This is a genomic window from Streptomyces sp. ERV7 (assembly GCF_001653515.1).
In the GTDB taxonomy this organism is placed as follows: Bacteria; Actinomycetota; Actinomycetes; order Streptomycetales; family Streptomycetaceae; genus Streptomyces.
Genome location: NZ_LYOY01000051.1, coordinates 297,948 through 314,111 on the forward strand (window position 1 = coordinate 297,948; position 16,164 = coordinate 314,111).

Annotated in this window: 12 protein-coding genes; 9 read left to right on the plus strand and 3 right to left on the minus strand. The window is 70.4% G+C overall.

All coding sequences use genetic code 11. The annotated features are described in order from the left end of the window. Nucleotides 1–7 precede the first annotated feature (7 nt). On the minus strand, nucleotides 8–3,955 hold the full coding sequence (gene eccCa, locus A8W25_RS24270) for a type VII secretion protein EccCa (protein WP_067164942.1): 3,948 nt from the start codon (nucleotides 3,953–3,955) through the stop codon (nucleotides 8–10). 172 nt (nucleotides 3,956–4,127) lie between these two features. Between eccCa and eccD the strand changes: the two genes are divergently transcribed. From eccD to A8W25_RS24300, 6 genes are all read left to right on the plus strand, one after another. After that, entirely contained in the window at nucleotides 4,128–5,600 is a 1,473-nt protein-coding gene (gene eccD / locus A8W25_RS24275) for a type VII secretion integral membrane protein EccD (protein WP_067164945.1), read from the plus strand. A gap of 223 nt (nucleotides 5,601–5,823) precedes the next feature. Further along, nucleotides 5,824–6,114 carry a 30S ribosomal protein S15 gene (gene rpsO / locus A8W25_RS24280; RefSeq protein WP_067164948.1) on the plus strand — a complete coding sequence of 97 codons (291 nt, stop codon included), beginning with the start codon at nucleotides 5,824–5,826 and terminating at the stop codon, nucleotides 6,112–6,114. Nucleotides 6,115–6,395: 281 nt separating this feature from the next. Continuing rightward, nucleotides 6,396–8,612: a polyribonucleotide nucleotidyltransferase gene (locus A8W25_RS24285; protein WP_067164950.1), complete on the plus strand. Its 2,217-nt coding sequence runs from the start codon at nucleotides 6,396–6,398 to the stop codon at nucleotides 8,610–8,612. Then, nucleotides 8,609–9,988 (plus strand): M16 family metallopeptidase, encoded by a 1,380-nt coding sequence (locus A8W25_RS24290; RefSeq protein ID WP_067164953.1) that lies wholly within the window; start codon nucleotides 8,609–8,611, stop codon nucleotides 9,986–9,988. Before A8W25_RS24285 ends, A8W25_RS24290 begins: the two co-directional genes overlap by 4 nt. Nucleotides 9,989–10,038: 50 nt before the next feature. After that, nucleotides 10,039–10,791, plus strand: a complete 753-nt coding sequence (gene dapB, locus A8W25_RS24295) for a 4-hydroxy-tetrahydrodipicolinate reductase (RefSeq protein ID WP_067164955.1) — start codon at nucleotides 10,039–10,041, stop codon at nucleotides 10,789–10,791. Between the two features lie 15 nt (nucleotides 10,792–10,806). Beyond that, nucleotides 10,807–11,247, plus strand: a complete 441-nt coding sequence (locus A8W25_RS24300) for a hypothetical protein (RefSeq protein ID WP_067164958.1) — start codon at nucleotides 10,807–10,809, stop codon at nucleotides 11,245–11,247. 105 nt (nucleotides 11,248–11,352) lie between these two features. Here the strand turns inward: A8W25_RS24300 and A8W25_RS24305 are convergent, their stop codons facing one another. Continuing rightward, entirely contained in the window at nucleotides 11,353–11,904 is a 552-nt protein-coding gene (locus A8W25_RS24305) for a PH domain-containing protein (RefSeq protein WP_067164960.1), read from the minus strand. Nucleotides 11,905–11,998: 94 nt separating this feature from the next. Then, the gene (locus A8W25_RS24310) at nucleotides 11,999–12,235 is read right to left on the minus strand and encodes a hypothetical protein (RefSeq protein WP_067164963.1); all 237 of its coding nucleotides are present in this window, start codon (nucleotides 12,233–12,235) and stop codon (nucleotides 11,999–12,001) included. Between the two features lie 192 nt (nucleotides 12,236–12,427). Here A8W25_RS24310 and thyX point away from each other — a divergent pair, with 192 nt between their 5' ends. The 3 genes from thyX to A8W25_RS24325 all read left to right on the plus strand — a co-directional run bounded on the left by thyX (nucleotide 12,428) and on the right by A8W25_RS24325 (nucleotide 16,088). After that, the gene (thyX, locus tag A8W25_RS24315; RefSeq protein ID WP_067164965.1) at nucleotides 12,428–13,168 is read left to right on the plus strand and encodes an FAD-dependent thymidylate synthase; all 741 of its coding nucleotides are present in this window, start codon (nucleotides 12,428–12,430) and stop codon (nucleotides 13,166–13,168) included. Nucleotides 13,169–13,368: 200 nt separating this feature from the next. Further along, complete coding sequence (gene dapA, locus A8W25_RS24320; protein WP_067164968.1) at nucleotides 13,369–14,268, plus strand: 4-hydroxy-tetrahydrodipicolinate synthase; 900 nt, start codon at nucleotides 13,369–13,371, stop codon at nucleotides 14,266–14,268. A gap of 134 nt (nucleotides 14,269–14,402) precedes the next feature. Continuing rightward, complete coding sequence (locus tag A8W25_RS24325) at nucleotides 14,403–16,088, plus strand: ribonuclease J (protein ID WP_067164970.1); 1,686 nt, start codon at nucleotides 14,403–14,405, stop codon at nucleotides 16,086–16,088. Nucleotides 16,089–16,164: the final 76 nt, after the last annotated feature.

Sequence of the window (16,164 nt, forward strand, 5' to 3'; positions counted from 1 at the left end):
CGGGTCGTCACTGCTCGGGGAGCCAGCCCAGCTGCACCAGCGGGGTGCCGCGCTTGCGGGAGACGAAGTAGCCGCGGCCCTGCGGCATCGGGCGGGGGCGGACGTTGCCGAGGACGTCGCCCTCGTTCGGGTCGCCGGACAGGACCACGCCCTGCGCGCCGAGCTCCTTGATGCGTTGCATGAAGGACTCGTACATCGAGCGGGACGCGCCCGCCGAGCTGCGGGCGATGATGAAGCGCACGCCCACGTCCCGGGAGAACGGCAGGTTCTCCACCATCACCGACAGCGGGTTGCCCGCGTTCGTCGAGACCAGCTCGTAGTCGTCGACGATGATGAACACCTGCGGGCCGGTCCACCAGGAGCGGTCGCGCAGCTGCTGCGGGGTGACGTCCGGCGGCGGCTGGCGGCGCACCATCAGGTCCGCCAGCGCGTTCATGTGCATCTCCAGCGCGCTGGACAGCGGCGCGTACTCCAGCAGATGCGTGTCCGGGACCACGTCCAGGAGCGAACGGCGGTAGTCACCGACGACGATCTTCGCCTCGTCCGGCGAGTACCGCTCGGAGATCTTCTGGGCGAGGTGGCGCAGCAGCGCCGTCTTGCCCGACTCGCTCTCGCCGAAGACCAGGAAGAACGGGTCGGTCTCGAAGTCGACGAACACCGGCTCCAGATTGGTCTCGTCGATGCCGATCGCCACACCGTGCTGCGGGTACTCGAAGCCCTTCGGCAGCTGGTCGGCCGGGAGCCGGCGGGGGAGCAGGCGGACGGTGGGGGCCGCCGGGCCCTGCCAGGCCTCCTTGACCGTACGCACGAACGCCTCGGTGGCCTGGGAGAGCGTCTCCGGGTCGCAGGAGCCGTCCATGCGCGGCAGCGCCGACATGAAGTGCAGCTTCTCCGCGACCTGGCCGCGGCCCGGCATGCCCACCGGCACGTTGGCAGCGACCTTGCGGTCGAACTCGGAGTCCATCGAGTCGCCGAGCCGCAGCTCCAGGCGGCCCAGGATCTGGTCCTTGAGCGCGGCGCGCACCTCCATGTAGCGGGAGGCGGTGAGGATGACGTGGATGCCGTAGCCGAGGCCCCGGCTCGCGATGTCCTGGACGACGCCGTCGAGCATCTCGTAGTCGCCGCGGAACGCGCCCCAGCCGTCGATGACCAGGAACACGTCGCCCCAGGCCTCGCCGGGGAGGTCGCCGGCCGCGCGGCGGCGCCGGTAGGTGCCGATGGAGTCGATGCCGTTGGCGCGGAAGAACTCCTCGCGCCGGTTCAGCACCCCCGCGACCTCCGCCACCGTACGCCGCACCCGCTCGGGGTCCAGGCGCGAGGCGATGCCGCCCACGTGCGGCAGGTCGGCGACGGACGACAGACCGCCACCGCCGAAGTCGAGCCCGTAGAACTGCACTTCGTTCGGGGTGTGGGTGAGCGCGAACGACGAGATCAGGGTGCGCAGCAGCGTCGACTTGCCGGACTGCGGGCCGCCGACGAGCAGCATGTGGCCCGCCGCGCCCGAGAAGTCCCGGTAGAGCACCTCGCGGCGCTGCTCGAAGGGCTTGTCGATGAGGCCGAGCGGCACGATCAGACCGCCCGGGCGGGTGTACTCCGTCGCGTTCAGACCGCGCTCCGCCGTGGGCGCGATGCCCGGCAGCAGCTGGTCCAGCGAGGGCGCGTCGTCCAGCGGCGGCAGCCACACCTGGTGGGCGGGCACGCCCTGCCCCTCCAGGCGCCGCACGATCACGTCGAGCACCGTGTCCGCCAGCGCGTCGTCCTCGCCGGGGGTCCTCACCGCCGCCGGGTCGGGCGCCGCGTAGACGACCGGCACCGGGGCGGCCGTGAACAGCGCGGTGCGCCGCTCGATCGGCAGCGGGCCCACGGTGAGGTCGGGGCCGCCGGAGCGGTAGGTGCCCGACACATACGCCGCCTTGAAGCGGACCATCTCGTCGGTGCCGAACTTGAGGTAGCCGGAGCCCGGCACCGACGGCAGGTGGTAGGCGTCGGGGACGCCCAGCGCGGTGCGCGACTCGGCCGCGGAGAAGGTGCGCAGACCCACGCGGTACGAGAGGTACGTGTCCAGACCGCGCAGCTTGCCCTCCTCCAGGCGCTGCGAGGCGAGCAGCAGATGCACACCCAGGGAGCGGCCGATACGGCCGATCTGGATGAACATGTCGATGAAGTCGGGCTTGGCGGTGAGGAGTTCGGAGAACTCGTCGATCACCAGGACCAGCGAGGCGAGCGGCTCCAGCGGGGCGCCCGCGGCGCGCGCCTTCTCGTAGTCGTGCATGTTGGCGTAGTTGCCCGCCGAGCGCAGCAGCTCCTGGCGGCGCTGGAGCTCGCCGCGGATCGCGTCGCCCATGCGGTCGACCAGGGTGAGGTCGTCCGCCAGGTTGGTGATGACCGCCGCCACGTGCGGCATCTGCGACATGCCGGTGAAGGTCGCGCCGCCCTTGAAGTCGGCGAGGACGAAGTTCAGCGTCTCCGAGGTGTGGGTGACCGCGAGGCCGAGCACCAGGGTGCGCAGCAGCTCCGACTTGCCGGAGCCGGTCGCGCCCACGCACAGGCCGTGCGGGCCCATGCCCTCCTGCGCGGCCTCCTTGAGGTCGAGCATGACGGGCTGGCCGTCCTCGCCGACACCGATCGGCACCCGCAGCCGCTCGGCCGTCGAGCGCGGCCGCCAGGTGCGGGCCACGTCGATGGAGCCGGCGTCGCCCAGGTTCAGCAGATCCGTGAAGTCCAGGTTGGCGAGCAGCGGCTCGTCGTCGTCACCGCCGCCCATCTGCAGCGGCGCGAGCTGGCGGGCCAGCGCCTCGGCGGCCGGCAGCGACATCTGGTCCGGCACACCCTCGTACGCCATCCCGAAGCCCGACTCCAGGCGCAGCCGGCCCGGCCGTACGACCACCGAGAGGCCGCCGCGCGGCTCGTCGAGCTCGCCCGGCACCACCTCGATGATGGTGACGCCCTGCAGCCCCTCGGCGGCCGCGAACGCCGAGTCCGGCGGCACCATCCCGCCGTCCAGGACCACCACCAGGTGCGGCTGGTCCAGGACCGGCTGGTTGTCCCGGCTGAACCGGGGCCGCCCGTCCAGCCTGCTGTGCAGCAGCAGCTCCAGCTCACCCAGGTCGTCGCCGAACAGCCGCTTGGTGCCGGCCCCGTCGACCTGGCCGGGCACCTGGGTGTGCGGCAGCCACTTCGTCCAGTCCCAGCGCCCCACCGCGCCCGGCGCCGCCACCACGGCGACCATCAGGTCGTCGGGGGAGTGCAGCGTCACCAGCTGCGCCACCAGCGCGCGCGCCGCCGACTGGGCGGCGTCCGGGTCGCCGGAGACCGTCACGTGGTAGAAGGCGCGCATCGAGACCGCCATCGGCAGCCCGTCCAGCGAGCCGTGCACCGCGAGGAACTGCTGCATCGCGCCCGCGCACAGCGGCTCCAGCTCGTCCACCGGCGCCGTCTCCGGTGCTATCAGCGGGGTGGCGAGCTGCTGGGCGCCCAGGCCGATCCGGGCCTGTCCGAAGTCGTCGTCGCCGACCCGGCGCTCCCAGACCCGCGAGCCCTCCGCGACCACCGACCACAACTGCTCGGGCGCCGGGTGCAGATACAGCTGCGCGTCGCGCTGGCGGCGCGCGGTCTTGCGCACCGCACGCCGCGTCTGCGCGAGGTACTTGAGGTAGTCGCGCCGGACATCGGCCATTTGCCCCTGCGCACCCTTGCGGAACTTCACCAGCTGCGCGATCACCATCGCCAGTGTCGACACCAGCATCAGCGCGCCCATGATCTTCATGAACGGCGCCGAGTTGGGCATGAAGAAGAACACCACCGACGAGCCCATGCCGAGCATCGGCAGGAGCTGCATCAGCATCGACTCCTGCTGTCCGCGCGGCAGCTCCGGCGGCCCCTCGAGCCGCAGCTCGTCCGAGGACACTTCGGGCGGCAAGGACCGCGGCGGGCGTTTGACGACGATCTGGCTCACCGGAGCATCAATCCCTCAATACGGACGGTCACTTGCGTTCCGGCGCCCCCGTGACCGCTCGATTCGGGGGCTCCCTGCGCGCGACGGTGATCCTACTTGCAGCCTGTGACACCGGAGCCCGGTAGGGTGGCGCGCGCAGTGTGCGCAACCGCGAATCAGGGGGTCCGAGGACGTGAGTACGACCGCAGCGACAGGCTTCTGCCGGGTCACGGTGGTGGCGCCCGACAGTCGCATCGATGTGGCCCTCCCGGAGGACATCGCCGTCGCCGACGTCTATCCGGAGATCCTCCGGCTCACCGGCCAGACCCAGCCCGCGGGCGCGCCCACCGGCTACCACCTGGTGCGCCGCGACGGCACCGTCCTCGACGGCGCCCGCACCCTCGCCGCCCAGCAGGTCCTCGACGGGGAGCTGCTGAGCCTGCGCCCCTTCGGCGAGTCGCTGCCGCCCGCCGTCTTCGACGACGTCTCGGACGCCGTCGCCTCCGCCGTCACCCGCGACCGCCATCTGTGGAGCGACGACCTGCTGCGCTGGGCGGGCCTGGCCGGCGGCGTCCTGCTGCTCGTCCTGATGGGCTTCGTCCTCTGGTACGCGGACCCCGTCGACCACGACATGCACGGCCTGCCCGGCATCATCGCGGGCTCCGCGGGCCTGCTGCTCACCGCCTTCGCGGGGGTGCGGGCCCGGGTCTACTCCGACCGCGCCAGCGCCGTGGCCCTCGGCCTCGGCGCGCTGCCCCTGCTGCTGATCGCGGGCTCCGGCATCATCGGCCCGGACAGCGGCGACGGCCCCGGCAAGCTCCAGTTCCTGCTCGGCTGCGTCACCGTCCTGGTGGCCTCGGTGTCCCTGGTCGTGCTCACCCCGAGCGGCGACGCCCCGTTCGTGGCGACCACCTTCCTCGCCGCCACCGGCACCCTCGCCACCTTCGTGGCCATCCTCACCGAGTCCACCGCCACCCGGACGGCCGCGGTCTGCGCCCCGGTCGCCATCGGCCTGGTCGCCTTCCTGCCGGGCCTGTCCGCACGCTTCGCCCGGCTCCCCATCGGCTACGCCTCCCCGCGCAGCGCCACCGCCGACGACTTCGGCGCCGAGCCCAGCAGCACCCCCGAAGCCCGCCCCGTCGACGCCGAGCGCATCGCCGCCCAGGCCCGGCGCGGCCACGAGATGCTGCTCGGCCTGGTCGGCGGCTGCGCCGCGACCGTGGTCGGCTCCGCCGCCGTCCTCGGCTTCTCGCACAGCCTCTACGGCCAGCTCCTGGCCCTGATGGCCGGGCTCGCCATGCTGCTGCGCGCGCGTCTGTTCCGCTACACCTCGCAGGTCGCCTGCGTCCTGGTGGCCGGGCTCGCCGCGATCGCGCTGCTGGTCCTCGGCCTCTCCCTGAACCCGCCCGGAGATCTGCTGTACGACTTCGTCCGCTACGGCGACCGCGGCTCTCTCGACATCCGTACGATCTGGCTCTCCGCGGCCGTCGCGGCCGGTGCCGCCCTGATCACCGCCATCGGCCTGATCATCCCGAAGAAGGGCCTCTCGCCCTTCTGGGGCCGCACCCTCGACCTCGCCGAGGGCGCCGTGCTGCTCTCGCTGGTCCCGCTCTGCCTGGCCGTCCTGGACGTCTTCGACCGCGCCCGCTCGCTCACCAGCGGCTGACGGGCCCCTGCGGACGCCTCCGGGACACGCCCGGGGGCGGGCGACCCCCCGATCGGACGAGTCCCGGCGTACTGGTACGCTGTGTGACGGCCGTTTGTGTACGCGTCTTCGGATTGTTCTGGAGGCTGCGCCCAGCGGATCCCCGCCTCCCGAGTAACGGAAGCCCCCCTGAGACAAAGACCAGGGGCACTCGGTGGCACATCAAGACTACGAGGAGTACCGAGTGTCTCTCGACGCCGCTACGAAGAAGCAGATCATGTCCGAGTTCGGCCAGAAGGAGGGCGACACCGGCTCCCCCGAGGTCCAGGTCGCCATGCTCTCCCGCCGCATCTCGGACCTGACCGAGCACCTCAAGACCCACAAGCACGACCACCACTCCCGTCGTGGTCTGCTGATCCTGGTCGGCCAGCGCCGCCGCCTGCTGCAGTACCTGGCCAAGAAGGACATCCAGCGCTTCCGTGCGCTGGTCGACCGCCTGGGCATCCGCCGCGGTGCGGCCGGCGGCGCCAAGTAAGTCGCCGTGAAGGGAGCGGTTCCCACCTATTAGGGGGCCGCTCCCTTTGCTGTACGTGCGGGACGTACCGGACGCTCAGTAGTCTGGTCGTACAACGCAACACACGATGAGCGAGAAGCCTCCTCCCGCCGCCGGTCCTCGGTAGTGGCCTCCGGGGAGACAACGCCCCCGGATGCTTCGATCGAAGACCGGCCCGCAGCCCAGGAGCGCTTCTCCGCCACACCGTCCCCCCGCCACACGGGCCCGGGGACGAAAGACGATGAGTATCGGAGAAAACGCTAGTGGAGAACGAGACCCACTACGCCGAGGCCGTTATTGACAACGGTTCCTTCGGCACCCGCACCATCCGCTTCGAGACGGGCCGCCTGGCCAAGCAGGCCGCCGGCTCCGCCGTCGCGTACCTGGACGACGACACGATGGTCCTTTCGGCCACCACCGCGTCCAAGAAGCCCAAGGACCAGCTCGACTTCTTCCCCCTGACGGTGGACGTCGAGGAGCGGATGTACGCGGCCGGCAAGATCCCCGGCTCCTTCTTCCGCCGTGAGGGCCGCCCCTCCGAGGACGCGATCCTCACCTGCCGGCTGATCGACCGCCCGCTGCGCCCGTCCTTCAAGAAGGGCCTGCGCAACGAGATCCAGGTTGTCGCCACGATCATGGCGCTCAACCCGGACCACCTCTACGACGTGGTCGCCATCAACGCCGCCTCCTGCTCCACGCAGCTGGCCGGCCTGCCCTTCTCCGGCCCGATCGGCGGCGTCCGCGTCGCGCTGATCCGCGGCCAGTGGGTGGCGTTCCCGACGCACACCGAGCTCGAGGACGCCGTCTTCGACATGGTGGTCGCCGGTCGCGCCCTCGAGGACGGCGACGTCGCGATCATGATGGTCGAGGCCGAGGCCACCGAGAAGACGATCCAGCTGGTCCAGGGCGGCGCCGAGGCGCCGACCGAGGAGGTCGTCGCGGCCGGTCTGGACGCCGCGAAGCCCTTCATCAAGGTCCTCTGCAAGGCCCAGGCCGAGCTCGCCGCCAAGGCCGCGAAGCCGACCGGCGAGTTCCCGGTCTTCCTCGACTACCAGGACGACGTCCTGGAGGCGCTCGCCGCCGCGGTCAAGGGCGAGCTCTCGCAGGCGCTGACCATCGCGGGCAAGCAGGACCGCGAGGCCGAGCTGGACCGCGTCAAGGAGCTGGCCGCCGAGAAGCTCCTGCCGGCCTTCGAGGGCCGCGAGAAGGAGATCTCCGCCGCGTACCGCGCGCTGACCAAGAAGCTGGTCCGCGAGCGCGTCATCAAGGACAAGGTCCGCATCGACGGCCGCGGGATCACGGACATCCGTACCCTGGCCGCCGAGGTCGAGGCCATCCCGCGCGTGCACGGCTCGGCGCTGTTCGAGCGTGGCGAGACCCAGATCCTGGGCGTCACCACCCTCAACATGCTCCGTATGGAGCAGCAGCTGGACACCCTTTCCCCGGTGACCCGCAAGCGCTACATGCACAACTACAACTTCCCGCCGTACTCGGTCGGCGAGACCGGCCGCGTCGGTTCGCCGAAGCGCCGCGAGATCGGCCACGGCGCGCTCGCCGAGCGCGCGATCATGCCGGTCCTGCCGACGCGCGAGGAGTTCCCCTACGCGATCCGTCAGGTGTCCGAGGCGCTGGGCTCCAACGGCTCGACGTCCATGGGCTCGGTCTGCGCCTCCACCATGTCGCTGCTGAACGCCGGTGTGCCGCTCAAGGCCCCCGTCGCCGGTATCGCCATGGGTCTGATCTCCCAGGAGATCGACGGCAAGACGCACTACGTCGCCCTCACCGACATCCTCGGTGCGGAGGACGCCTTCGGCGACATGGACTTCAAGGTCGCCGGTACGAAGGAGTTCGTCACCGCCCTCCAGCTCGACACCAAGCTGGACGGCATCCCGGCCTCCGTCCTGGCCGCGGCCCTCAAGCAGGCCCGCGACGCCCGCCTCCACATCCTCGACGTGATGATGGAAGCGATCGACACGCCGGACGAGATGTCCCCGAACGCCCCGCGGATCATCACCGTCAAGATCCCCGTGGACAAGATCGGTGAGGTCATCGGCCCCAAGGGCAAGATGATCAACCAGATCCAGGAGGACACCGGCGCCGAGATCACGATCGAGGACGACGGCACCATCTACATCGGTGCCCAGGTCGGCTCGCAGGCCGAGGCCGCCCGCGCCACGATCAACTCGATCGCCAACCCGACCATGCCGGAGGTCGGCGAGCGCTACCTGGGTACGGTCGTCAAGACCACCACCTTCGGTGCGTTCGTCTCCCTGCTCCCGGGCAAGGACGGCCTGCTGCACATCTCGCAGATCCGCAAGCTCGCCGGTGGCAAGCGCGTGGAGAACGTCGAGGACGTGCTCGCGATCGGCTCCAAGGTCCAGGTCGAGATCGCGGAGATCGACTCCCGCGGCAAGCTCTCCCTGATCCCGGTCGTCGAGGGCGAAGACGGCGACGAGACGAAGGACGACACCGACAAGTGACGTCCCGTAGCTCCAAGGCGACGGCCCGCACCTCCTCGGAGGCGCGGGCCGTCGCCCGTACCCAAACGCTTCTCAAGGGTTCCAACGGCATCGGCACCGTCCGCCGCACGACCCTGCCGGGCGGCCTGCGCGTCGTCACCGAGACCCTGCCCTCCGTACGGTCGGCGACCTTCGGCATCTGGGTCCAGGTCGGCTCCCGAGACGAGACGCCCACGCTCAACGGCGCCACGCACTATCTGGAGCACCTCCTCTTCAAGGGCACGCGCAAGCGCAGCGCCCTCGACATCTCCGCCGCGATCGACGCGGTCGGCGGCGAGATGAACGCCTTCACGGCGAAGGAGTACACCTGCTACTACGCGCGCGTGCTCGACACCGACCTGCCGCTGGCGATCGACGTCGTCTGCGACATGCTGACCGGCTCCCTCATCCTCGAAGAGGATGTGGACGCCGAGCGCGGTGTCATCCTCGAAGAGATCGCGATGACGGAGGACGACCCGGGCGACTGTGTGCACGACCTGTTCGCGCACACCATGCTCGGCGACACCCCGCTGGGCCGCCCGGTCCTCGGGACCGTCGACACGATCAACTCGCTGACCCGGGCGCAGGTCGCCCGCTTCTACAAGAAGCACTACGACCCGCGCCACCTGGTCGTGGCGGCCGCCGGAAACGTCGACCACGCCACCGTCGTACGCCAGGTCCGCAAGGCGTTCGAGAAGGCCGGCGCGCTCACCCACACGGACGCGGTCCCGGTCGCCCCGCGCGACGGCGCCCGCACCCTGAAGACGGCGGGCCGCGTCGAGCTCCTCAACCGGCGGACCGAGCAGGCGCACGTCGTCCTCGGCATGCCGGGCCTGGCCCGCACGGACGAGCGCCGCTGGGCGCTCGGGGTGCTGAACACGGCCCTGGGCGGCGGTATGTCCTCCCGCCTCTTCCAGGAGGTACGGGAGAAGCGCGGCCTCGCCTACAGCGTGTACTCGTACACCTCGGGCTTCGCCGACTGCGGACTGTTCGGCGTGTACGCGGGCTGCCGCCCCAGCCAGGTCCACGACGTCCTCAAGATCTGCCGGGACGAGCTCGACCGGGTCGCCTCGGACGGGCTGTCGGACGAGGAGATCGGCCGCGCGGTCGGCCAGCTCTCCGGCTCGACCGTGCTCGGCCTGGAGGACACCGGCGCGCTGATGAACCGCATCGGCAAGAGCGAGCTGTGCTGGGGCACCCAGATGTCGGTCGACGACATGCTGGCCCGGATAGCCGCGGTCACCCCGGACGAGGTCCGCGAGGTGGCCCGTGATGTGCTGGGCCAGCGTCCCTCGCTGTCCGTCATCGGCCCGCTGAAGGACAAGCAGGCCGACCGCCTCCATGAAGCGGTCTCCTGACCCGTACGCAATCCGTACGTACGTGTACGCAAGGACGTGAGGAAGCAAGCATGAGCAAGCTGCGCGTGGCGGTTCTCGGCGCCAAGGGCCGTATCGGCTCCGAAGCGGTACGGGCCGTGGAAGCGGCCGAGGACATGGAGCTGGTGGCGGCCCTGGGCCGGGGCGACAAGCTGGAGGCGCTCGCGGACGCGGGCGCCCAGGTCGTGGTCGAACTGACCACCCCCGCCTCGGTGATGGGCAACCTCGACTTCTGTGTGCGCCACGGGATGCACGCGGTCGTCGGCACCACCGGCTGGACCGAGGACCGCCTCGCGCAGCTCACCACCTGGCTGGACGGCTCGCCGTCCACCGGTGTGCTCATCGCCCCGAACTTCTCCATCGGGGCCGTCCTGACCATGAAGTTCGCGCAGCTCGCCGCGCCCTACTTCGAGTCCGTCGAGGTCGTCGAGCTGCACCACCCCAATAAGGTGGACGCGCCCTCGGGCACCGCCACGCGCACCGCGCAGCTCATCGCGGCGGCCCGCGCCGAGGCGGGCGTCGGCCCCGCGCCGGACGCCACGGCGACGGCGCTGGAGGGGGCGCGCGGCGCGGACGTCGACGGCGTCCCCGTCCACGCGGTCCGGCTGCGCGGTCTCCTCGCCCACCAGGAGGTCCTCCTGGGCGCCGAGGGCGAGACCCTGACGATCCGTCATGACTCGCTCCACCACAGCAGCTTCATGCCGGGCATCCTGCTCGGCGCGCGCCGCGTGGTGACCACTCCGGGCCTGACCTTCGGCCTGGAACACTTCCTCGACCTGAACTGAGCTGGACTGCCGGTCATGCGCGCAAAGATCACTTACTTCGTCACGGCTGCCGTTCTGGTCTTCTACTTCGTCCTGGTCGGCAGCCGGGGCCTGATGCTCATCCAGGACGGCAAGCTGATCACCGTCACCATGGGGATCGCGGTCCTGGTGCTGCCGCTGATCGGCATCTGGTTCCTCTGGGCCAACACCCGCTTCGTGACGCGGGCCAACGCCCTCGCCGCCGAGCTGGAGGCCGAGGGCGGGCTCCCGGTCGACGAGCTGGTCCGCACCCCGGGCGGCCGTATCGACCGTGACTCGGCCGACGCGGTCTTCGCCCGCCGCAAGGCCGAGACGGAGGACGCGCCGAACGACTGGCGCTGCTGGTTCCGCCTGGCCGTGGCCTACCAGGACGCCCGCGACACCCCCCGGGCCCGCCAGGCCATGCAGCGGGCGATCGCGCTGCGGGCGGCGAAGTAGTCCAAGTAGTCCGGAGGCGGCCCGTACGCCGGTGCCCCGCGCGGTACCTGCGGTACGCGGCGGGGCACGGTCGTCGGTCGGGTTCCCCCGGTCAGTTCCGCCCGGTCAGGGGCGTCCGTACTCCGCGCCCCAGGCCTCCACCATGTCGGCCGCCCGGTCGAACGCCTCGACGCGCGACAGGAAGTCCGCGTTGTGGTCCGTGAGCAGCACGGGAAGGGTCGCCCCGCCGCTCCTGGAGGCGAGCAGGGCCTGTCCCTGCACGGTCCGGGGCAGCCCGAGCCAGCGCACCGGCTGCTGCACCGTCCGTACGTCCTCGATCTGCTGCCACGGCACCGTGGAGGTGCTCAGGAAGCGGACCCGCCGCAGCCCGGCCCGGCTGACCCAGACGCCCATCCGCAGCATCCGCAGCGCCGACGCGATCACCAGGAGCGCGACGACCAGCACCACGAGCGCCCCGGCCGGACCGCCCGTGAAGGCGATGATCACCGCGGCGAGCAGCACGAACGAGGCGAGCAGCAGCAGCACCGCCGCCGCTCCGACCCGCCAGGGGCCCGGCCGGTAGGGACGCCGCCAGCGGTCGTGGTCGTCGAAGGGCAGCGCGACGTCGTCGGCGGTCGCATCGAATGCGCGGTCGGCCGTCAGGAAGGGCAGGGGCACGACTGATCCTCACTCACAAGCACGCTCGATTGGCTGTGCCCGGTGAGGCTACCCAGGAGGCCGTCGGACGACCACCTCCGGGGGGCCGGACGAGTCAGCGGCCGTCGGCCTGCGACTGCTGGGAGTGGCCCGGCGACTCGCTCGGCTCCAGTGCGGGCACGCCGAACAGGAGCGAGCCCGCGAGCCCGGCCACCACGGTGAGCCCGACCAGCGTACGGCCCACTATTCGCCCGGCGCCGGCACGCTCGCGCGGCGGCGGGGTGATGTTGCTGCGGAAGGCGTCGGCCTCGGCGACGAACGCGAAGGGGACGGGCTCACGCCGGCGAAACATGAGGGGCTTCTCCTTGTCTGTGGGGCGGTACTCGAACTGTGGTGCGTCTACTGGTACAGACGCACGGAGTTGAGGATTGGTGCCCGAATTCCCCGAATTGGCCGAAGAATTCTGTGACGGATCGTCAGGGCGGGCGTTGTCGGTGCCGGGCCGTAGAGTGGTCGCCGCCGTACCAACTGGAAGGACCCGCCGGTGACCGACACCCCCGCCGCAGACCTCAAGCCCAGCTTCCGCAGTGAAGTCACCGTCGAGCTGGTGAAGCACACCGCCGGCGACTCCGACGTGCTGTGGGCGGCCCGCGTCTCGACCGCCGGCGAGCAGTCCCTGGAGGAGCTCCAGAAGGACCCCGAGCGCTCCCGCGGTCTGATCAACTACCTGATGCGGGACCGGCACGGCAGCCCCTTCGAGCACAACTCGATGACGTTCTTCATCAGCGCCCCGATCTTCGTCTTCCGCGAGTTCATGCGGCACCGGGTGGGCTGGTCGTACAACGAGGAGTCGGGCCGCTACCGGGAGCTCCAGCCGGTGTTCTACGTGCCGGGCGCCGACCGCAAGCTGGTCCAGCAGGGCCGCCCCGGGAAGTACGAGTTCGTCGACGGCACCGAGGCCCAGCAGGAGCTGACCTCCCGCGCGATGGAGGACTCCTACCGCCAGGCGTACGAGGCGTACCAGGAGATGCTGGCGGCGGGAGTGGCCCGTGAGGTCGCCCGTGCCGTGCTCCCGGTCGGCCTGTTCTCGTCGATGTACGCGACGTGCAACGCCCGCTCGCTGATGCACTTCCTGGGTCTGCGCACCCAGCACGAGCAGGCGAAGGTGCCGTCGTTCCCGCAGCGCGAGATCGAGATGGTCGGCGAGAAGATGGAGGAGCACTGGGCGAAGCTCATGCCCCTCACCTACGCCGCCTTCAACGCCAACGGCCGCGTCGCCCCGTAAGTGGCCCGAATCCGCCTGTACGGGCACAGATGTGCGGATAGCCCCCGCAAAGTGTCCGTATTGCGGCGTTTCGTGAAGTTCATCTAGGCTGATCAAACGGACCCGGCACTGCTTGAACCCCCGAGCAGGCAGTGCCGGGCTCCCTCTGCCACGTCCCCCGAGGGGACACCCGGCGCTGAGCAGCGAGTAGCGTGTTACCCATGGCTCCGATCTCCACTCCGCAGACCCCCTTCGGGAGGGTCCTCACCGCCATGGTCACGCCCTTCGCGGCGGACGGCGCACTCGACCTCGACGGTGCCCAGCGGCTCGCCGTCCACCTGGTCGACGCAGGTAACGACGGACTGATCGTCAACGGCACCACCGGCGAGTCCCCGACCACCAGCGACGCGGAGAAAGACCAGCTCGTACGGGCCGTACTGGAAGCCGTCGGAGACCGGGCCCATGTCATCGCCGGCATCGGCACCAATGACACGCGTCACACGCTGGAACTGGCCCGCACGGCCGAGCGCTCCGGCGCACACGGCCTGCTCGCCGTGACGCCGTACTACAACAAGCCCCCTCAGGAGGGCCTGTACCGGCACTTCTCGGCCATCGCCGATGCCACCGAGCTCCCGGTGATGCTCTACGACATCCCCGGCCGCAGCGGTGTCCCGATCGACACCGAAACCCTGGTGCGCCTCGCCGAGCACCCGCGTATCGTCGCCAACAAGGACGCCAAGGGCGACCTCGGCCGTGCCAGCTGGGCCATCGCCCGCTCCGGCCTCGCCTGGTACTCAGGCGACGACATGCTCAACCTGCCGCTGCTCTCGGTCGGCGCGGTCGGCTTCGTCTCGGTCGTCGGCCATGTGGTCACCCCCGAGCTGCGCGCGCTCCTCGACGCGTACCTCTCGGGCAACGTCCAGAAGGCCACGGAGATCCACCAGCGGCTGCTCCCGGTGTACACGGGCATGTTCCGTACCCAGGGAGTGATCACCACCAAGGCCGCGCTGGCCCTCCAGGGGCTGCCCGGCGGACCGCTGCGACTGCCGATGATCGACCTGACGGCGGAGGAAACCGCCCAGCTCAAGATCGATCTTGCGGCCGGCGGGGTACAGCTGTAGCTCCTGCGGGGTAAAGCTGTCACCACAGACTTCACAACTGAATACGAAGAACACAACAGACAACAGCAAGTGCACGAATGTCATGCACGCCACGTGCCCCAGAGGTACGTGGCGTGCGTGGTGAGGAGAGTCTTTTGAGTCATCCGCATCCCGAACTCGGCACCCCGCCGAAGCTTCCCAAGAACGGCCTGCGCGTCACCCCCCTCGGCGGTCTCGGCGAAATCGGCCGAAACATGACCGTCTTCGAGTACGGCGGCCGCCTGCTCATCGTCGACTGCGGCGTCCTCTTCCCCGAGGAGGAGCAGCCGGGCGTCGACCTGATCCTGCCGGACTTCAGCAGCATCAGGGACCGCCTCGACGACATCGAGGGCATCGTGCTCACGCACGGCCACGAGGACCACATCGGCGGCGTCCCGTACCTGCTCCGCGAGAAGCCGGACATCCCGCTGATCGGCTCCAAGCTGACCCTCGCACTGATCGAGGCGAAGCTCCAGGAGCACCGCATCCGCCCGTACACGCTGGAGGTCGCCGAGGGCGACCGCGAGCGCCTGGGCCCCTTCGACTGCGAGTTCATCGCGGTCAACCACTCCATCCCGGACGCCCTCGCGGTCGCCATCCGCACCCCCGCGGGTCTGGCCGTCGCCACCGGCGACTTCAAGATGGACCAGCTCCCGCTCGACGGGCGCCTGACCGACCTGCACGCGTTCGCGCGGCTGAGCGAGGAGGGCATCGACCTCCTCCTCTCCGACTCGACGAACGCCGAGGTCCCCGGCTTCGTGCCGCCGGAGCGGGACATCTCCAACGTCCTGCGCACGGTGTTCGCCAACGCCGACAAGCGGATCATCGTGGCCAGCTTCGCCAGCCATGTGCACCGCATCCAGCAGATCCTGGACGCCGCCCACGAGTACGGCCGCCGGGTCGCCTTCGTCGGCCGCTCGATGGTCCGCAACATGGGCATCGCGCGCGACCTCGGCTACCTCCGGGTCCCCGCGGGCCTGGTCGTGGACGTCAAGACGCTCGACGACCTGCCGGACGACGAGGTCGTGCTCGTCTGCACCGGTTCGCAGGGCGAGCCCATGGCGGCGCTGTCCCGTATGGCCAACCGCGACCACCAGATCCGGATCGTCCAGGGCGACACGGTGATCCTCGCGTCGTCCCTGATCCCGGGCAACGAGAACGCGGTCTACCGCGTCATCAACGGCCTGACCCGCTGGGGCGCGAACGTCGTCCACAAGGGCAACGCCAAGGTGCACGTCTCGGGCCACGCCTCGGCCGGCGAGCTGCTGTACTTCTACAACATCTGCAAGCCGAAGAACCTGATGCCGGTCCACGGCGAATGGCGCCACCTGCGGGCGAACGCGGAGCTCGGAGCCCTCACCGGCGTCCCGAAGAACCACATCGTCATCGCCGAGGACGGCGTGGTCGTCGACCTGGTCGACGGCTCCGCGAAGATCGTCGGCAAGGTCCAGGCGGGTTACGTGTACGTGGACGGCCTCTCGGTCGGCGACGTCACCGAGTCCTCGCTCAAGGACCGGCGCATCCTCGGGGACGAGGGCATCATCTCGGTCTTCGTGGTCGTCGACTCGTCGAGCGGCAAGATCGTCAGCGGTCCGACGTTCCAGGCGCGCGGTTCCGGCATCGAGGACTCGGCCTTCACCCCCGCGGTCTCGAAGGTCGAAGAGGCACTCAACAAGTCCGCCCAGGACGGCGTCGTCGAGCCCCACCAGCTCCAGCAGCTGATCCGCCGCTCGGTCGGCAAGTGGGTCTCGGACACCTACCGCCGGCGCCCGATGATCCTCCCGGTCGTCGTCGAGGTCTGACGACCCGTCTGATACCGACGGCGTACGCCCGGAGCGGGGCCCCTCGATTTGCGTCGGGGCGCCCCGCTCCAGTACG